This window comes from Azospirillum sp. TSH20 (assembly GCF_003115935.1).
GTDB lineage: Bacteria > Pseudomonadota > Alphaproteobacteria > Azospirillales > Azospirillaceae > Azospirillum.
The window spans coordinates 1-17,018 of the sequence record NZ_LGQU01000138.1; the positions used below are offsets into that span (position 1 = coordinate 1).

Below are 17,018 nucleotides of genomic sequence, written 5' to 3' on the forward strand. Positions count from 1 at the left end.
TCATCATCGGCACCGGCAGCAGCGAGGCGAAGGCGCCGCCGACATAGCGGTAGAGCGGCAGGCCGGCATCCTCGGCGGCGGCGCGGGCGACGGCCAGCGACACGCCCAGGATGGCGTTGGCGCCGAGGCGGCTCTTGTTCTCGGTGCCGTCCAGGTCGATCATGGCGAGGTCGATGGCGCGCTGGTCGTCGGCGTCCAGGCCGGCGAGCGCGTCGTAGATCTCGCCATTGACCGATTCGACCGCCTTCAGCACGCCCTTGCCGCCGAAGCGGGCCTTGTCGCCGTCGCGCAGCTCGACCGCCTCATGGGCGCCGGTGGAGGCACCCGACGGCACCGCGGCGCGGCCGAAGGCGCCGCTGTCCAGCGCAACGTCGACTTCCACGGTCGGGTTGCCGCGGCTGTCCAGGATTTCGCGGGCGTGAATCTCGGTGATGACGCTCATGGTCGGTCGATCCTTCGAGGAATGGCAGCCGCGTTGTCTCGCAGGCCGCGTTTTAAGGCGCGCAGGCTTGATAGCCCCGACTTCCGGGCGATGCAATATCTGCTTCGGCTTACAACCACGCGAAAATGCGAGGTTTTGCCGCAGAAATCAGAGGAATCCCTCCACCATCGCCGCGAATTCGGCCGGACGTTCGGCGTGCAGCCAATGCCCGACGCCGTCGATCATGCGGATTTCAGCCTTGGGGAAGTGGCGGCGGATGGCGTCGTGATGCTCCGGCCGGATGTAGTCCGACGCGCCGCCGCCGATGAAAAGGGTGGGGCCGTCATAGCGGGCGCCGGCGAAATCGGGGAAGCCGATCAGCCCCGCCATGTTCGCCCCGATGGAGTCGAGGTTGATCCGCCAGGAGAAGACGCCGTTCTCCAGCACCAGATTCTGCATCAGGAAGGAGCGCAGCGGCGCCTCCGGCACGGCGTCGGCCAACTGGGCCTCCACCTCCGGCCGGCGGGTGACGCCATCCAGCTTCGCGGCCTTCATCGCGGCGACGAAGGGGGCGTGGGTGTGGGTGTAGGCGACAGGGGCGATGTCGGCGACCACCAGACGCTCCACCCGGTCGGGATGTGCCAGCGCCAGCGCCATGGCCGTCTTGCCGCCCATCGAATGGCCGACGACGGTGGCGCGGGCGAAGCCGCGGTCGTCGAGGAAGCGCAGCACGTCGGCCGCCATGTCCGGATAGCTCATGCTCTCCGCCCAGGGCGCGCCGCCATGGTTGCGCAGGTCCAGCGCATAGACCCGGTGCTGCTCGCCGAAGCGGCGGGCCAGCGTCTGCCAGTTGCGGGCCGAGCCGAACAGCCCGTGCAGGACAAGCATCGGCGTTCCGCCGTTGGCTTCGCCGGCTTCCAGATAGGTCAGGGGGAGGGCTTGCTGCTGCGGCATGTCGGTGCTTTCGGCCTGTGATGTCGGAAGATGCGTTCTGGACGAATGCGGGCGGCGATCCTATGACGAACGCGGCCGTGCCGCTAGGATGCCGCCGGGCTAATTCCGCACCACAAGAGCGACCCTGCCATCGTGTTCCGTCATATCCTGTCCGTCGGCGGCCTGACCCTGGCCAGCCGGGTGCTCGGTTTCCTGCGCGACGTGCTGACCGCGGCGCTGCTCGGCGCCGGTCCGGTGGCCGACGCCTTCTTCGTCGCCTTCCGGCTGCCGAACCACTTCCGCGCCCTGTTCGCGGAAGGGGCGTTCAACTCCGCCTTCGTGCCGCTGTTCTCGGGCAAGCTGGTGCAGGACGGTGCCGCCGCCGCCCGCCGCTTCGCCGACGAGGTGATGACCCTGCTGGTCATCGTGCAGATGGTGCTGCTACTGGCGGTGCTGGCCTTCATGCCGCAATTCATGACGGTCTTCGCCCCCGGCTTCGCCGACGACCCGGAGAAGTTCCGGCTGGCGGTGCTGTTCACCAGCATCACCTTCCCCTATCTGCTGCTGATCTCGCTGGTCTCGCTCTATGGCGGCGTGCTGAACAGCATGAGCCGTTTCGGCGCGGCGGCGGCGGCGCCGATCCTGATGAATCTCTGCCTGATCGCGGCGCTGGTGGTCGGGACGCCGCTGATGCCGACGGCCGGCCACGCGCTGTCCTGGGGCGTTCTGGCGTCGGGCGTCGCGCAGTATCTCTATCTGGCCTGGGATGCCCGGCGGGCCGACATGACCCTGCGGCCGGTGATGCCGCGCCTGTCGGCCGACGTGAAGCGCTTCCTGAAAGTGCTGGGGCCGGCGGCGCTGGGGTCGGGGCTGACCCAGATCAGCCTGTTCGCCGACACGCTGATCGCCTCGGCCCTGCCGACGGGCGCGGTGTCCTACCTCTATTACGCCGACCGGCTGAACCAGCTGCCGCTGGGGGTGATCGGCATCGCGGTCGGGACCGTTCTGCTTCCGGAAATGTCCAAGCGGATCAAGAGCGGTGACGAGGCCGGCGCAGTGGACAGCCAGAACCGCGCCATCGAGCTGTCGCTGGTGCTGACCCTGCCGGCCGCCGTTGCCTTCCTGGTGGCGGGCACGCCGATCCTGTCGGTGCTGTTCCAGCGCGGCGCCTTCGGCCCGTCGGACGCCGCCGCCTCGGCGCTGACCCTGCAGGCCTATGCGCTGGGGCTGCCGGCCTTCGTGGTGATCCGCAGCCTGGTCAACGGCTTCTACGCCCGCCACGACACGGCGACGCCGGTGCGGGTGGCGCTGGCGGCGGTCGGCATCAATGTGGCGCTGAAGCTGGCGCTAATGGGGCCGCTGGCCCAGGTCGGGCTGGCGGTCGCCACCTCCGTCGGCGCCTGGGTGAATGCCGGGCTGCTGGCGCTGCTGCTGCACCGGCGCGGCCTGTTCCGGGCCGATGCGCGGCTGACCCGCAACCTGCCGCGCATGGCGATTGCCGCCGCTGCCATGGCCGGCGCCCTGTGGCTGGCGACGGAGCGGCTGGCTCCCTGGCTGGGCGCCATGGGCTTGGTGGAGCGGCTGGGTGGGCTGCTGATCCTGGCGGTGGTTGGGCTGGCGGTTTATGCCGTCGCCGCCGTCCTGCTGGGGCTGGTGCGGCGCAGCGACCTCAGCCGTCTGCGCCGCCGCCGGGCGAAGGCGTGAAACCGGTGCTAGGAGCTTTGGCGCCGTGCCGCTTTGTCGGGCAAGATTTACACGGATGTCACGAATTTATACACGGATTACACGGATTTTTTAGGCTCGCCTTGGGGTCGGCTCGCGGCTGGCCTGCGTGCTGCAGTGAAGCCATCCGTGACATCCGTGTTCCAATCCGTGACATCCGTGTCGATCTTGCCGAACACTCCTGCTCCTTTCCAAGTATCCTTCTGCCTCACCCTTCCGTCTGCAACGGGCGTTGCGGATCGGCGCTCCATTCCGACATGGAGCCGTCATAGAGCCGCACGCCCGGTACGCCGGCGATCTCGCTCAGCGCGAACCAGGACACCGAGGCGAGGTGGCCGGTGTTGCAGAAGGTGATGGGCTGGTCGCGCAAGGGCAGACCGGCCTGATCGGCCATCGCCTTCACCGCCTCGGGCGAGGCGAAGCGGTGCTCCGTCGGGGAGAAGAGGGCGGCGATGTCGAGATTGACCGCGCCGGGGATGGTGCCGGCGGCCCGGGCCTGCGGGCTCTTGGCCTTGCCGGCGAACTGCTCGGGCGAGCGGGCGTCATGCAGCGGCGTGCCGCCGGCCCGCACCGCCGCCTCGACCTGCTCCAGGGTGGCGCGCAGGTCGGCGCGGGGATGGACGGTGAAGCTGGTCGGCTGGCGAACCGCCGGCTGCGGGTCGACCGGTCCGCCGGCCGCGGTCCAGGCGGCGAAACCGCCGTCCAAAACCGACACGGCATCGTGGCCTAGCATCTTGAAGGTCCAATAGACGCGGGTGGCGTTGCCCATGTCCGATGCGTTGGCGCCGGCCGCCACCAGCACCACATGGTCGCCGTTGCCGATCCCCAGATTGCCGATCAGTTCCGCCAGAACATCCGGTTCCGGCAGCATCCCGGCTCCGCCGCCGACCACAGTCCGCCAGCCGGCCGTTGCGTAGTCGGAATGAACCGATCCCGAAACGAAGCCGCCAGCGGGCGGGGTCCGCACGTCGAGGACGACGATGCCGGGGCTGTCGAGCCGGCTTTTCAGCCAGGAAGCGTCCACAAGCGGGGAAATGCTGCTGTCGGTCATCAGGATAAACCCGGTTCCGGTTGGTCGATGCCCTCGCGTGCCTGGATTGTTGCGCATCGGCAATGAAAAGGCCGGCAGGCGGGCGGGTGGACAGTGTGGGCGAAGCGCCGGTATGGGAAAAGCCCAATCTTGTCGCAATCCCCATCGGTCGGTGGCGTTGCCGGCTAACCCGTCCGGGGTGTAGGATGTCCCGTTCGTGTAAGAAGGCGCCCATTCCGGCGCGGGAGCTTGGACAGCCATGGCCAACATCGACGACCTGCTCGGCGCGCCCGATCCCAACGACGGCGACGCCGCGTCCTTCGCCATTGGCGACGCGCCGGTGGAGATCAAGGTCGTCATCGGCACCGCCATGCTCCGCGTCCGCGATCTGCTGAAGCTCGGCCGTGGCGCCGTCGTGGAACTCGACCGTCATCTGAAGGACCCGACCGACGTCTATGTCGAAGGCGTGCTGGTCGCCCGTGGCGAGGTGGCGATCATCGACGACAAGATCGGCGTCACCCTGACCGACTTCATCAAGTCCAGCCGCGAATGGAAGCGCTGACCGCGCCGTCCCGCCATTGGGCCCGCCTTCCGGAATGCTTCATTCGGTAGCAGTCGCGCCCGCGCTGGCGTCTTGACGGCGGGCGATGGCTTTTGGTCTCGTTGTGCGTGGTCGTGGGATGGGCCGTCGCCGACGGCACCGCCGGCCCGGAGAGCGAAGCCATGCCCCAACACGCGGTCTCCCCATCCTCCTGCCTGCCGCGCCATTTCTCCAATCCGCATGCCGACCATGACCGGGTCTATGGCCCGTCGGAACGCGCGATCCTCAGCCGTGCCGCCTTCGAGGAGGCGATGGCGGAGATCGGCGCCTGGCCCGGTTATGCGCCCACCCCGCTGCGCTCGCTGCCGGGACTGGCGCGGGAGGCGGGGATCGACCGCCTCTGGTACAAGGACGAAAGCGCCCGCTTCGCTCTCGGCAGCTTCAAGGCGCTGGGCGGGGCGTACGCCGTGCTCCGGCTGCTGGCGCGGGAGGTGACGGCGCGGGTGCCCGGCGTGCCGGTGACGGCACTTGACCTCGTCGTCGGCCGCTATGCCAAGGTGACGCGGACGCTGACGGTCACCACCGCCACCGACGGCAACCATGGAAGGTCGGTCGCCTGGGGCGCGCAGGTGTTCGGCTGCAATTGCGTGGTGTACGTGCCCGCCGCCTGTACTCCCGGCCGCCGCGACGCCATCAGGGCGTACGGGGCGCGGGTGGTGGTCGTCGACGGGCCATACGACGACGCGGTGCGCCGCGCCGCCGCCGACGCGGCGGAGCAGGGCTGGTTCGTCGTCTCCGACACCTCCTACAGCGGCTATATGGATGTGCCGCGCGACGTGATGCAGGGCTACACCATGATGGTGGAGGAGGCGATCTCCCAGCTTCCGGCCAGCGAGCGGCCGACCCATGTCTTCGTGCAGGGAGGCGTCGGCGGGCTGCCCGCCGCGGTCTGCGGCCATCTGTGGGAAAGCTGGGGCCGGCAGCGCCCGCGCTTCGTGGTGGTGGAACCGCACAGCGCCGACTGCCTGTACCAGAGCGCGCTGGCCGGGCGGCCGATGCGGTCGGAGGGCGATCTGGACACGGTGATGGCCGGCCTTGCCTGCGGCGAGGTCTCTCTGCTGGCCTGGGCGATCCTGGAACGCGGCGCCGACGATTTCCTGACCATTCCCGACGAAGGGGCGATTGCCGCCATGCGCAAGCTGGCGGAAGGCAAGCATGGCGGCCGTCCGGTGGTGGCCGGCGAATCCGGCGTCGCCGGGCTGGCCGGGCTGCTTTGTGCCGCGGCCCATGAGGAGACCCGGCTGGCGCTGGGCCTCGTTCCCGACGCCCGCGTGCTGGTGTTCGGGACCGAGGGGGCGACCGACCCGGAGGTTTACGAGCGGATCGTCGGCCGCACGCCGGAGGCGGTCGCCGAGGGGCTGGTCAGCGCAGCAGGTCGGTGACGATGTTGGCGCCGTCGGCGCTCAGCCGGTCGGCGGTCTCGCGGTAATCGCGGGCGCCGGAAAAACCGCCCTCCGCCGTCACCCGCTGGATCCAGGCCGGCGAGGCACCCAGGGATACCAGACGGTCCACCATCATCTGGATGGAGCGGAGCGTCATCCGGCCATTCTCCGCCATGCGCGGCGCATGCACCATGAACTCCGCCCGCGGGGCGGCATAGCGCGGATAGCCGGCCAGATAGAGGCCGACGCACATGCTTTCGCAGGAATCGCCGTCGCGCACCCGCGTGGCGACCGGCCGTCCCCCCTGGCGTTCGGCCAGCACGGCGTCGATCATCCGGTAGCCGGCGGCGGTGAAACCGCCCGGGCTCGACAATTCGATCACCAGCGGCCGGCGGGCCGGCAGGGCGCGCAGGGCATCGACGAAGTTGCGCTCCGCGCCCGGTGTGATGATGCCGTCCAGGCGCAGGATGGTGATGTCGCCCTGGTCGTCGCGGGACATGGCGGCATCGGGATAGTCGGACGAGGAGGGCGCGGCGGGTGCCGGGTTGACGGTGACCGGACCGGCCGGGCTGCCGACGGGGCTGAGCGACAGGCCGTCCGGCTGGGTGGCGGCATGGCCGAGGGCGGCGCCCGCCATCAGCAGGGCGCCCAGACCGACACCGAACCCGACCTTCCGCACCAGCTTTCGCACCGACATCAGACTCTCCTGCGCTCGTCCGGTTCAGCGTGGCGGGCAAAGCTTGCCTGAGGGTTAACGGCGCGTCTGTGGCCGGCCGCACAATGGTGGTAGGGCGGTGGTAGGAAAGCGGCGGCGCGATAAAGCGTGCGCGCGGGCGCAAAGGGCGTTAGAAGAAACAGGATTCCAAGGGTATGGCCGGGGCGCCCTTTTCCAGGGCGGCGCCCGTCCGGTCCCGTGCCGTGAACGTCGAAGAGCGGAACGATGTCGTATATCCAGGGTGAAACGGGCGATTGGGAAGTCGTGATCGGGCTTGAGGTCCATGCCCAGGTGATTTCGAACGCGAAGCTGTTTTCCGGCTCCGCCACCGAATTCGGGGCCGCGCCGAACAGCCAGGTCAGCTTCGTCGACGCCGCGTTCCCCGGCATGCTGCCCGTCATCAACGAATATTGCGTCGAGCAGGCGGTGCGCACCGGTCTGGGCCTGAAGGCGCAGATCAACCTGAACTCGGTCTTCGACCGCAAGAACTACTTCTACGCCGATCTGCCGCAGGGTTATCAGATCAGCCAGTTCCTGCAGCCGATCGTCGGCAAGGGCGAGATCGTGCTGGACCTGCCGGACGGCACCAGCCGCACCGTCGGCGTCACCCGCCTGCACCTGGAGCAGGACGCCGGCAAGTCGCTGCACGACCAGCACCCGTCCAAGACCTACATCGACCTGAACCGGTCGGGCGTGGCGTTGATGGAGATCGTGTCGGAGCCGGACATGCGGTCCTCGGAGGAGGCCGGCGCCTACGTGCGCAAGCTGCGCTCCATCCTGCGCTATCTCGGCACCTGCGACGGCAACATGGAGGAAGGCTCCATGCGCTGCGACGTCAACGTGTCGGTGCGCAAGCCGGGCGATCCCTTCGGCACCCGCTGCGAGATCAAGAACGTCAACTCGATCCGCTTCGTCATGCAGGCGATCGAGTATGAGGCCCGCCGCCAGATCGAGATCATCGAGGAAGGCGGCAAGATCGACCAGGAGACCCGGCTGTGGGACACGACCAAGTTCGTGACCCGCTCCATGCGGTCGAAGGAAGAGGCGCACGACTACCGCTATTTCCCCGACCCCGACCTGCTGCCGCTGGAACTCGACGCGGCGTGGGTGGAGGACATCAAGAAGACGCTGCCCGAACTGCCGGACGACAAGAAAGCCCGCTTCATCGAGGACTACAAGCTGTCGGTCTATGACGCCGGCGTGCTGGTTTCGGAGAAGTCGAAGGCCGACTATTTCGAGGCGGTGGCCAAGGGCCGCGATCCGAAACTGGCCTCCAACTGGGTCACCGGCGAACTGTTCGGCTATCTGAACAAGGCCGGCAAGGAGATCGAGGAGAGCCCGGTGTCGGCCGAGAATCTCGGCGGCCTGATCGACCTGATCGCCGACAACACCATCTCCGGGCGCATCGCCAAGGAAGTGTTCGAGACGATGTTCGAGACCGGCGAGAAGGCCGCCGACATCGTCGAGAAGAAGGGGCTGCGCCAGGTCACCGACACCAGCGCCATCGAAGGCTCGATCGACGCCGTTCTGGCCGCCAACCCCGACAAGGTGGCGGAGTTCCGCAGCGGCAAGGACAAGCTGTTCGGCTTCTTCGTCGGTCAGGTGATGAAGGCGACCCAGGGCAAGGCCAACCCGGCCATGGTCAACGAAATCCTGACCAAGAAGCTGAAAGGCTAAGCGGCCACAGCCTGTTGGCGGGGCGAAATCCCCGCCCTGTCCGAAAGAAAGCCTCTCCGCCCGGCGGAGGGGCTTTTTTCTTGGGTACTGTCCGTCTGTACGGCAAAGCCGCAGTTGAATTTTCCCGGTTTCCATCGCCACAGTGCTGGAAACGGTGGAGGAACCATGGCGGCGGAGCCGGTGATGGTGGCGCTGGCGGCTGGTGCGGTCGGCGGTCTGCTCGGGGTGCTGCTGGGCCGGTATGCCGGGCGCCGGATGGACGGCCGTTCGCCGGTCATGTCGGGCACTGGTTCCGGTACCGGGCCCGGCAGGGTCGCGGCGGCGCCCCTCCACGAACCGGAGATCGGCGAGCGGCTGGAAATGGCGCTGGAGGCGACCGGGGCCGCGGTGTGGGACGCCGATCTGGTGGCCGGCACCTCTGCTGGTGGTCGGACACCTTTCCGCGGATACTGGGCTATCGCAGCCGGCCGCCCATGCCGCCCGACTTCTGGGAACGGCGGCTGCACGCGGAAGACCGCGACCGGGTGCTGGCCCACATCGCCTCGCATCTGGCGGGGGAGACGTCGGCCTACGCCTATTCCTACCGCCTGCGCCACGAGGCCGGCGGCTGGGTGTGGATCGCCGCGAAGGGCCGCGCCTTTCGCGACAAGACCGGCCGGGCGGTGCGCTATGCCGGCATCATGACCGACATCACCGAGGCGCGCCGGCAGGAAGAGCGGCTGCGCGCCAGCGAGGAACGGCTGCTGAAGATCATGGAGGCGGCGCCGATCGCGGTGAACGTCACCACCCGCGACGGCCGCTGGCTGTTCTGCAACGCCCAGTCCGTGCGGCTGATGGGGCGCGACCGGGCGGAGCTGATGCGCTCGCCGGTGGCGGACCTCTATGCCGACCCCGCCGACCGCGAGGCGCTGATCGCCCGATTCGACCGCGAGGGCGCCTTCCGCAATGCCGAACTCCGCTTCCGCCGGCCGGATGGCAGCATCGTCTGGGTGCTGTCCTCGTGGAACAGCATCGAACTGGACGGCGAATCGGCGCTGCTGACCTGGCTCTACGACATCACCGACCGCAAGGCCGCCGAGTCGGCGATGATCCAGGCCAGGGAAGAGGCCGAACAGGCGCTGGCCGACCTGCGCGAGGCACAGGAAAGCCTGATCCAGGCGGAGACCATGGCGTCGTTGGGCCAGCTGGTGGCCGGGGTGGCGCACGAGATCAACACGCCGATCGGCATCGGCCTGACCGCCGCCAGCCACATCGGCGAACAGGCGCAGGCCCTGCGCGACCGCTTCGCCGGCAACACGCTGCGGCGCTCGGATTTCCTGGAGTTCCTGGATGGCTTGAGCGAAAGCAGCCGTCTGCTGATGGCCAACATGGACCGCGCGGCGTCGCTGGTGCAGAGCTTCAAGCAGGTGGCGGTCGACCAATCCTCCGGCGACCGGCGGGTGTTCGAGCTGGGCAGCTATATCCGCGAACTGCTGTTCTCGCTGCGGCCCCGCCTGAAGCGCACCAATCTGAAGGTGGCGGTGGAGTGCGACGACGAGCTGACGATGGACAGCTTTCCCGGCGCGCTGGGGCAGGTGCTGACCAATCTGGTCATCAACGCCGTCGTCCACGCCTATGGCGACGGCGAGCGCCTGTCGGAGACGCCGTCCGGCACGATCAGGATCACCGCCCAGCCGGACGGGTCCGACAAGGTGCGGATCGACTTCATCGACGACGGCGTCGGCATCGCGCCGGAACATCTGTCGAAGGTCTTCGACCCCTTCTTCACCACCAAGCGCGGGCAGGGCGGCTCCGGCCTCGGGCTGCACATCGTGTTCAATACCGTCACCGGCCCGCTCGGCGGCACCGTGTCGGTGCAGTCCTGGCCGGGGCAGGGCACCCGCTTCACCATCCTGCTGCCGCGCGAGGCGCCGGCCATGCAGCCGGCCCTGGCGGAGGAACCGGCATTGGGGTGAGGCGGAATCGCGGCCGATCAGGCGGCGGACGGCAATTCAGGCGACGTGCAGTTCGTGGAACTGCAGATGCTTGGGCCGCCGGCCGCGCCGCTTGGGCGCCGCGAAATTGGCGAGCGCACCGTTTTCTCCGCGCAGTTCGGCGTTCAGTTCCTGCACGCAGCGCTGCAGCAGTTCCTTTTCGCGCTGGTCCTCGCGGTCGGTGATCTCCAGGCAGCTCAGCTTGATCTCGACGAGGTCGATCAGCGTTTCGGCGCAACGGCGTGACAGGGTCATGGCATCCTCCACGGCGACGGGGTGCGGCGTCACTGTCCGGCGGGGCGGGCCTTCGCGAAACCCCCGCGCGACCGAGTTGTGCGTCACCCAGGCTTTTTATTGCTCATGGTGGCATCATATCCTCCTTCCGTTAAAAAGCACCTAAAATTTTATACAGATTTGTCCTTCTCTGTCGATTTTCGGGAAAAGCGGATTTGTGCCTCCGTAAGCGTTGACAAGGCTACGGCCGGCCGCTAGAACCCTCCCCACGCCAGCGATGCCCCACGGGCAACCGCACTGGCTGGAGGGGTGGCCGAGTGGCTGAAGGCAACGGTTTGCTAAACCGTCATAGGGTTTAAAGCCCTATCGTGGGTTCGAATCCCATCCCCTCCGCCACCTTGCTTGGCAGGTGCCAAGCCGTTGATTTTCCCAAATAGTTGATGCTAAAAAAATGCGCCATAGGGCACACGCATGGGGTACACGTTTGCCCCTCCGTCTGGTCCTCGGCGGACGGCAAAAGCTCCCAATTTGACCCTGTGCGCTGCAGTGTTTGTAAAGCTCCCTAGCGACTCGATACAGCGGTCCTAGCCGGCGCCGCTACCCTGGTAGCTGACAGGCTGCGGGGGCGACTCAGTGAGTCACCTGCGGGCTTCTGAGAGGGCACAAGTTATTATGCCCTCGCTTATCCAACTACCCCTCTGCCTTGGACGACCAAGGGCACTGTCAGGCTGAAGGCTGATCGAAAGCCATGCTCCCAATTTGGGGCTGGAATAACGTGCTCCCGTGCTACCCCCAGCCCACTCCTGCGTCTGGCGGAATGTTCAGAGACTGATGTTTCATAGAAATTCAAATGTATGGGAGGGGGGTATGGTTCCTATAAGCGGTGGCTACACTGCCTACTCCGCGGATGAATGTAGAAGGCTCGAAAAGCTATTGCTGAAGCTTGAGCAGGAGTCATTAATAGTGAAGGCAGAAACCTCGCCACATCTTAGACGGATGCTCGATATGAGGATCGATGACGTTGCAAGACGCTTAGCTATATTGGCGGCAATGTCTCCAACGGGCCGAAAGGGCGTGAAGCGTCGAAGCTTGGAAGACGCAAATGGTCAGAGGGCGCATTGATCTTTGGATATGCGGCATCTTCTAGATGTGCAGCTGCATAAGGGCGGAGAATGGGTACAGAGGCCCCTCCGCCCCTCTACTTTAAGGTACAGCTATTTACCGGCCCAACGACCACGGATAAGCCGGACTTAGCAGTTACAGTGATTTAGCAGTTACAGTGATTCCGATGGAACCAACAGCCCCAGGTCGTCTTTGGAAAGGCATTTTACAAAAGGGGGTTGAAGGTCGCTGTGGTTGATGTCGGTTCCTCCGCCTCCGCCTCCGCCTCCGCCTCCGCCTCCGCCTCTAGGCCCGCTGTGCCTTTACAAGCACCGCTGCCTTGTAGCTGGTCTGCGGAAACGGATCAGGGCATAACCTGCGGGCTTCTGAGCGGGCGCTATGCCGATGCAGGGGAGGGTTGGGACTCTAGATGGAACCACCAGCCGCCGGCCCTCTTGGAAAAGGCACTTCGCAAATGGGGGCTAAAGGGCGGCGTGGTTGATGTTGGTGCTTTGCCTGCACCGACAGCCTGCTGCGGCTTCACGAACCGGTGTGACAAGCGCCGCTATCTCGGTAGCTACACAGTACCTACCAGAACAACCCAGTGCCCCCTGCGGAAATCTGAGCCGGCGTATGCCCCTCCGACGGCAAACTGCCACAGAACCGATAACCGCGCTCGCTTGCAAAGCTCCCACCATAGAGAACTAAGAGGTTCCCCTAAGTGGGTCTTTGTTTCGTCTTGTGGTGTGATAGAAGGGCGCCGTTCAACCTACACACTGAGGCTAATCCATGCCCAGGCGGTCATCTAGTTCCACGCCCCTCGCCCTCGCCCTTGAAGACGTAGAGGCCCAGGATGCTGCCACTGAGATGTGTCCAGAGGAGGCGGCGGCCCTCACCCTCTACTACCGCGCCAAGCTGGCTCTGAAAGAGCGAGAGATTACAGAGGCTACGCTCCACTGAGTGGGGCACGTACGTTCTCTACCAAATGGCGTCTGCCCGACGGCTCCGGTGCTGTAAACAGAAAAACTATGCTGACACTTTCACAATAACCGACGATCAGGGGAAGATCATAGCTCTAACGCGTACAACAGAAAATCTTCACAGATCTTCTTTGCCAATTGGTCCGCCTGCTATACTGCGGAATAATCGCGTTCCTCTACGTATGTCACGGACTTCTAACACATAGCCAAAGCCGGCAGCTTTTAGCTTTTCTGCAACGTCTTTTGCAGCTTCTTCGAGGATTTTTGCACATTCTTCATCATTGCCTATTGGGCAGTACGCTAGGGTTTGCAACTCAAAGTGCATGAAAAACCCTCCTGTTAGACAAATAGGCCAACACCTATAGAAGATTTTCGTTCCATCTGCGGCGGCGCCTATACCCCTCGTCTGTGAAGGAGGGCGGAAGAAATGGAGAACCCTCTAGGCGTTCCCAGCGACTCGCTACAGCGTCCCCACCATCGCCCGCCACCCATGTAGCCACACTAGCGCCAAGAGCCTTCAGCGAGTCGCCTGCGGGCTTCCTGAAGGACTCCCGGACCATGAACGACCTGATTTGCGTTACCGCCGTTGAAGGTGAACCCCGTGTTCTGGACACGGAGCTTGCGGCGGCCCTTGGTATGGAGCGGCCCCGAGTTATCCGGGAGTTGATCAACCGTAACGCCGCGGAACTGGAAGGCTTCGGAGGTTTGCCGTGCCGTACGGCGAACCCCGGTCCCGAGGGTGGCCGCCCTGGCAAAGCCTACTATCTGAACGAGGAACAGGCCCTTTTGGTCGCCATGTTCTCCCGGACGGAAAAGGCGAAGGAGGTTCGGGCAACCTTGGTCCGGGTGTTCGCCGCGTATCGCCGCGGTGATCTGGTCCCGGCTGCCCCGGCCTTCAGGGTTCCTCAGACCTTCGCGGAAGCCCTGCGGCTTGCTGCGGACAATGCGGCCTTGGTGGCGCTGGCGTGACTGAGAGGGCCTAAGGTCTGAAGCCTCTTATTTAGCATTAGAGCGCAGCATATAGCGTCCAATAATCTTTCTGACTACCATTAGTCGGCATACTTCTAGCCGTTTCGGCCACCAACCAAATTAATCCCCCCACCCTTAGAGAACCACGCACTCTGAGGGATCGAAAGATGCTGCCGACTATCATCGTAGACCTGTCATTCCTGGCCCGCGAAGTGAATGACGCCCACGCCCAGACCCAACACCACGCCAAGGGAATGCTCTTGGAGGCGAAGCGGGCTGGCGAGGCGCTGTTGAAGGCCAAGGACCAGTGCCTGCACGGGACGTTCAAGGACTGGGTGCAGGCGAACTGCCGGTGCAGCTATCGCCAAGCTGCTGCCTATATGCGCGTCGCGAAGCTGTCCGAAGATGCGGACCTCCGCACTTTTGATGGCGGCATTGACGCCTTCCTTCAGACGTTCGCGACCAAGCGTCCTAAGGAGCCTGCACCCGAGTTCACCCAGCGTGACGCTGAACACGTCCTGCGCATCCACGCTCTTGCCGAGCGGGGGGCGGAACATGAACGGGATGTGGCTGCGAACAAGCTGACCAGGGCGGCCGAAGCGTACGGAATGACGGCTGAGGCTACGGTCAATCGAGCGAATGCACTGTGCTGCGTATTTCGGCGAATTCGCCCAGGCGTTTCGGTTGAAAGCGCCCACCGTTTCGGCGAAACCGCCCACCCGAATTGAAAGCTGGTGGGTGCCGGGGCCGAACCCTGGATTTACGTTATGAAGGTTGTGTGTTTGGTTGCCAAGCACCTGCCTTAGGTGTCGGGGGTTTCGCTGGCGGCATCGGCCTTGGTGCGGCGCATGGAGTCGCCATGCAGATCGATGCGGTAGGCCCGGTGCACGAGGCGGTCGAGGATGGCGTCGGCGTAGGTGGCATCGCCGATGAGGCGATGCCAGTTGGCCACGGGAACTTGGGTGGCCAGCATGGTTGCGGCCCGATCGTGGCGGTCGTCGATCACCTCCATCAGGTCCAGGCGCTGAGCCGCGGTCAGCTCGGTCATCGCCCAGTCATCCAGGATCAGCAGGTCGAGCCGGGCGATCCGTCGCAGCAGCCGGGCGAGCGAACCGTCCAGGCGGGCGGTGGCCAGATCGTCCAGCAGGCGGGTCAGCCGGGTGTAGAGTACGCTGTGGCCTTCCCGCGCCGCCTGGTTGCCGAGTGCACAGGCCAGCCAGGTCTTGCCGATCCCGGTCGGGCCGGTGATCAGAACCGGCCGGTTCTCCGTCACCCAACGCCCGGTGGCCAACTCGCGCACAATACCGCGATCGAGCCCACGCGGGGTGCGCAGGTCGAGGTCCTCCAGGCAGGCCGTCTGGCGCAGCCGGGCGCGTTTCAGCCGGCTGGCGAGCGCGGTGTTGGCCCGCTCCGCCGCCTCGCGTTCGATCAAGGTGCCCAACTGCTCGTCGAAGGCCAGTTGGCCGCGGTCGGGCAGACGCTCCAACGCCTCCAGCCCCTTGGCCATGCCGTACAGACGCAACTGGCGCAACCGCTCGTGGTTGACGTGCTTCATCATCGTGTCTCCGTCAGTGGTAGTAGGAAGGGCCGCGCAGATTGGCGTGCTCGCCAGCACCGGCCGGGTCCGCCGCCGTGGCGGGGGGCGCCGCCAACCAGCGCTGGACGTAGCGGTAGGATCCGACGTTGGCCTCCAGGGCCGCCTGGCAGGCTTGCTCCAGCCGGTCGGTGCCATGGGTGGCGGCCAGACGGATCAGGCCGATCCCAGCCCGCACCGCCTGTTCGGGATGATCGGCGCCGGCCAGGATGCGCGCGAACAGCAGCGCGGCGGCCGGGCCGATGGCGGCCAAGTCGGCCTGGATGGCGTCGGGGGTGAAGCGGGTGACGGCCCGGTGGTTGGCGGGGCGATGGGCGTCCAGCGTCACGGTGGCGCCATCCTGCCGCCGGACATGGCAGGCCATCCGCTTGCCGCGCAGAAAGACGCTGATCACGCAGGCGGTGCTGTGCACGTCGACCGTCTTGCCGATCAGCGTGTGGGGAACCGAGTAGACGCCGCCGTCGAGGGCGAGATGATAGTCGGGCGGCACCTTGTGGCGAGCCCAGGTGCCGGGCACGAAGCGTTCCGGCGGCAAGGGGCGCAGGGTCGGCTTCTCCTCGGTGGCGAACAGGCCGGCGCGCGTGTCCTGTGGCCTGCGGCTCAAGGGAGCGGCGTTGAGGGCGGCCAGCTTGTCGCGCAAGGCCGCGTTGGCGGCGTCTAACGTGGCGAAGAGCGTATCGCGCAACGGAGCCAGCACCCGCCGCTCGACCTGCTGCACACCGTTCTCGGCGCTGGGCTTATCGCGTGGGCGCCTCACCCGGGCCGGCAGAACGGCGGTGCGGTAATGCCGGGCGAGATCGTGATAAGCCGGGTTGATCGCCGGATCGTAGAAGGAGGCGTGGCTGACGCCGACCTTGAGATTATCCGGCACCAGCTTGCCCGGCACGCCGCCCAGATGTTCGAACAGCCGGACGTGGGAGGCCAGCCACTCCTCCGCCTGCTGGGTCCAGGTCGCCTCGGCATAGACGTAGCCCGAATACGGCAGACAGGCGACAAACACCTGGGCCTGCCGCGCCTCGGCGCCGAGCCCGACGCTCAGCGTCATCCCGGCGTAATCAACCTCGATCGCCGCCCCCGGCCGATGCTCCCGGCGCAGACGCGGCTCGGCATGGGCACCCTGCCATGCCCGGAAATGCTGAACGAATTGGGTGTAACGATAGCCGCCGGGATGGACCTCCAGGTATTCCTCCCACAGCAGCCGCAGCGTTACGCCACGGCGGCTGAGTTCACGGCTGATGTGTCGCCAGTCGGGCACCGGGCGCGCCGACGTGACCGGAGGCGGGAACAGCCGCTCCTCCAACTCGACGTCCGTCCACCCCAGCACATCCGCGTACCGCAGCCCGGAGGCCCGTAGCCGATCCAGGTAATCGCGCACGGTGCTGCGCGGCAGCCGGCAGGCATCGGCAATCTGCCGTTGGCTGGCGCCGAACTCATCCCGCAGACGAAGGACTTCTCTGATCCGCCGCATGTCCGACCTCGCTCGGGGCATCCCGATCCTCCTTGGCCTGTGCCGTGGAAAGATCATGGGGATGCCAAAGGCTGGTTCGGACCCCGACACCACCACCCCTACGGGTGGGCGAATTCACCGAAACGGGTGGGCGCTTTCACCGTTCTGCCCGGGCGCTTTCCGCCGTTCCTACTGGGTGCTTTCCGCCGAAATATGCACTGTGCCCTGGCAACCAGCTT

General features: G+C 66.1%; 14 protein-coding genes, 1 tRNA gene and 1 pseudogene. 8 read left to right on the forward strand and 8 right to left on the reverse strand.

Going from position 1 to position 17,018, the window contains the following annotated elements:
- Together eno and TSH20_RS30580 are read right to left on the reverse strand one after the other, a co-directional pair.
- Positions 1-442: pseudogene (gene eno, locus TSH20_RS30575) on the reverse strand (phosphopyruvate hydratase); the annotation flags it as partial.
- 147 nt (positions 443-589) lie between these two features.
- Entirely contained in the window at positions 590-1,375 is a 786-nt protein-coding gene (locus TSH20_RS30580; protein WP_109156456.1) for an alpha/beta fold hydrolase, read from the reverse strand.
- A gap of 132 nt (positions 1,376-1,507) precedes the next feature.
- On the opposite strand from TSH20_RS30580, the gene murJ reads away from it, so the two are divergent.
- Positions 1,508-3,058 carry a murein biosynthesis integral membrane protein MurJ gene (gene murJ / locus TSH20_RS30585; protein WP_109156457.1) on the forward strand — a complete coding sequence of 517 codons (1,551 nt, stop codon included), beginning with the start codon at positions 1,508-1,510 and terminating at the stop codon, positions 3,056-3,058.
- 226 nt (positions 3,059-3,284) lie between these two features.
- Here the strand turns inward: murJ and TSH20_RS30590 are convergent, their stop codons facing one another.
- Complete coding sequence (locus TSH20_RS30590) at positions 3,285-4,127, reverse strand: sulfurtransferase (protein ID WP_109156458.1); 843 nt, start codon at positions 4,125-4,127, stop codon at positions 3,285-3,287.
- A gap of 238 nt (positions 4,128-4,365) precedes the next feature.
- Here TSH20_RS30590 and fliN point away from each other — a divergent pair, with 238 nt between their 5' ends.
- Together fliN and TSH20_RS30600 are read left to right on the forward strand one after the other, a co-directional pair.
- Positions 4,366-4,668, forward strand: a complete 303-nt coding sequence (fliN, locus tag TSH20_RS30595; protein WP_109156459.1) for a flagellar motor switch protein FliN — start codon at positions 4,366-4,368, stop codon at positions 4,666-4,668.
- Positions 4,669-4,829: 161 nt separating this feature from the next.
- Positions 4,830-6,089 carry a diaminopropionate ammonia-lyase gene (locus tag TSH20_RS30600; RefSeq protein WP_109156481.1) on the forward strand — a complete coding sequence of 420 codons (1,260 nt, stop codon included), beginning with the start codon at positions 4,830-4,832 and terminating at the stop codon, positions 6,087-6,089.
- Here the strand turns inward: TSH20_RS30600 and TSH20_RS30605 are convergent.
- Complete coding sequence (locus TSH20_RS30605; protein WP_109156460.1) at positions 6,070-6,786, reverse strand: hypothetical protein; 717 nt, start codon at positions 6,784-6,786, stop codon at positions 6,070-6,072. The genes TSH20_RS30600 and TSH20_RS30605 overlap by 20 nt on opposite strands.
- Before the next feature lie 243 nt (positions 6,787-7,029).
- Between TSH20_RS30605 and gatB the strand changes: the two genes are divergently transcribed.
- On the forward strand, positions 7,030-8,481 hold the full coding sequence (gene gatB / locus TSH20_RS30610) for an Asp-tRNA(Asn)/Glu-tRNA(Gln) amidotransferase subunit GatB (RefSeq protein WP_109152814.1): 1,452 nt from the start codon (positions 7,030-7,032) through the stop codon (positions 8,479-8,481).
- A 473-nt stretch (positions 8,482-8,954) separates the two neighbouring features.
- Positions 8,955-10,436, forward strand: a complete 1,482-nt coding sequence (locus TSH20_RS30615) for a PAS domain-containing sensor histidine kinase (protein ID WP_247871390.1) — start codon at positions 8,955-8,957, stop codon at positions 10,434-10,436.
- Positions 10,437-10,472: 36 nt separating this feature from the next.
- On the opposite strand, the gene TSH20_RS30620 is transcribed toward TSH20_RS30615, so the two are convergent.
- Positions 10,473-10,709, reverse strand: coding sequence for a hypothetical protein (locus tag TSH20_RS30620; RefSeq protein ID WP_014188024.1), 237 nt, complete (start codon positions 10,707-10,709; stop codon positions 10,473-10,475).
- 282 nt (positions 10,710-10,991) lie between these two features.
- Between TSH20_RS30620 and TSH20_RS30625 the strand changes: the two genes are divergently transcribed.
- A tRNA-Ser gene (locus tag TSH20_RS30625) sits at positions 10,992-11,084 on the forward strand.
- 1,803 nt (positions 11,085-12,887) lie between these two features.
- On the opposite strand, the gene TSH20_RS34785 is transcribed toward TSH20_RS30625, so the two are convergent.
- The gene (locus TSH20_RS34785) at positions 12,888-13,094 is read right to left on the reverse strand and encodes a hypothetical protein (protein ID WP_136703996.1); all 207 of its coding nucleotides are present in this window, start codon (positions 13,092-13,094) and stop codon (positions 12,888-12,890) included.
- 233 nt (positions 13,095-13,327) lie between these two features.
- Between TSH20_RS34785 and TSH20_RS30630 the strand changes: the two genes are divergently transcribed.
- Positions 13,328-13,738 (forward strand): Rha family transcriptional regulator, encoded by a 411-nt coding sequence (locus tag TSH20_RS30630; protein ID WP_109156461.1) that lies wholly within the window; start codon positions 13,328-13,330, stop codon positions 13,736-13,738.
- A gap of 167 nt (positions 13,739-13,905) precedes the next feature.
- Entirely contained in the window at positions 13,906-14,466 is a 561-nt protein-coding gene (locus TSH20_RS35390; protein ID WP_199232012.1) for a DUF3102 domain-containing protein, read from the forward strand.
- A 74-nt stretch (positions 14,467-14,540) separates the two neighbouring features.
- Here the strand turns inward: TSH20_RS35390 and istB are convergent, their stop codons facing one another.
- On the reverse strand, positions 14,541-15,296 hold the full coding sequence (gene istB / locus TSH20_RS30635) for an IS21-like element ISAzs2 family helper ATPase IstB (RefSeq protein ID WP_109156462.1): 756 nt from the start codon (positions 15,294-15,296) through the stop codon (positions 14,541-14,543).
- A 10-nt stretch (positions 15,297-15,306) separates the two neighbouring features.
- Positions 15,307-16,821: an IS21 family transposase gene (istA, locus tag TSH20_RS30640; RefSeq protein WP_109156463.1), complete on the reverse strand. Its 1,515-nt coding sequence runs from the start codon at positions 16,819-16,821 to the stop codon at positions 15,307-15,309.
- Positions 16,822-17,018: the final 197 nt, after the last annotated feature.

Bases quoted from the DNA above. Each gene is read 5' to 3' on its own strand.
- TSH20_RS30630 (WP_109156461.1), top strand. From the start codon at position 13,328: ATGAACGACCTGATTTGCGTTACCGCCGTTGAAGGTGAACCCCGTGTT.
- TSH20_RS35390 (WP_199232012.1), top strand. From the start codon at position 13,906: ATGCTGCCGACTATCATCGTAGACCTGTCATTCCTGGCCCGCGAAGTG.
- TSH20_RS34785 (WP_136703996.1), bottom strand. From the start codon at position 13,094: ATGCACTTTGAGTTGCAAACCCTAGCGTACTGCCCAATAGGCAATGAT.
- TSH20_RS30590 (WP_109156458.1), bottom strand. From the start codon at position 4,127: ATGACCGACAGCAGCATTTCCCCGCTTGTGGACGCTTCCTGGCTGAAA.
- TSH20_RS30580 (WP_109156456.1), bottom strand. From the start codon at position 1,375: ATGCCGCAGCAGCAAGCCCTCCCCCTGACCTATCTGGAAGCCGGCGAA.
- istB (WP_109156462.1), bottom strand. From the start codon at position 15,296: ATGATGAAGCACGTCAACCACGAGCGGTTGCGCCAGTTGCGTCTGTAC.
- TSH20_RS30605 (WP_109156460.1), bottom strand. From the start codon at position 6,786: ATGTCGGTGCGAAAGCTGGTGCGGAAGGTCGGGTTCGGTGTCGGTCTG.
- istA (WP_109156463.1), bottom strand. From the start codon at position 16,821: ATGCCCCGAGCGAGGTCGGACATGCGGCGGATCAGAGAAGTCCTTCGT.
- TSH20_RS30615 (WP_247871390.1), top strand. From the start codon at position 8,955: ATGCCGCCCGACTTCTGGGAACGGCGGCTGCACGCGGAAGACCGCGAC.
- TSH20_RS30600 (WP_109156481.1), top strand. From the start codon at position 4,830: ATGCCCCAACACGCGGTCTCCCCATCCTCCTGCCTGCCGCGCCATTTC.
- gatB (WP_109152814.1), top strand. From the start codon at position 7,030: ATGTCGTATATCCAGGGTGAAACGGGCGATTGGGAAGTCGTGATCGGG.
- TSH20_RS30620 (WP_014188024.1), bottom strand. From the start codon at position 10,709: ATGACCCTGTCACGCCGTTGCGCCGAAACGCTGATCGACCTCGTCGAG.
- fliN (WP_109156459.1), top strand. From the start codon at position 4,366: ATGGCCAACATCGACGACCTGCTCGGCGCGCCCGATCCCAACGACGGC.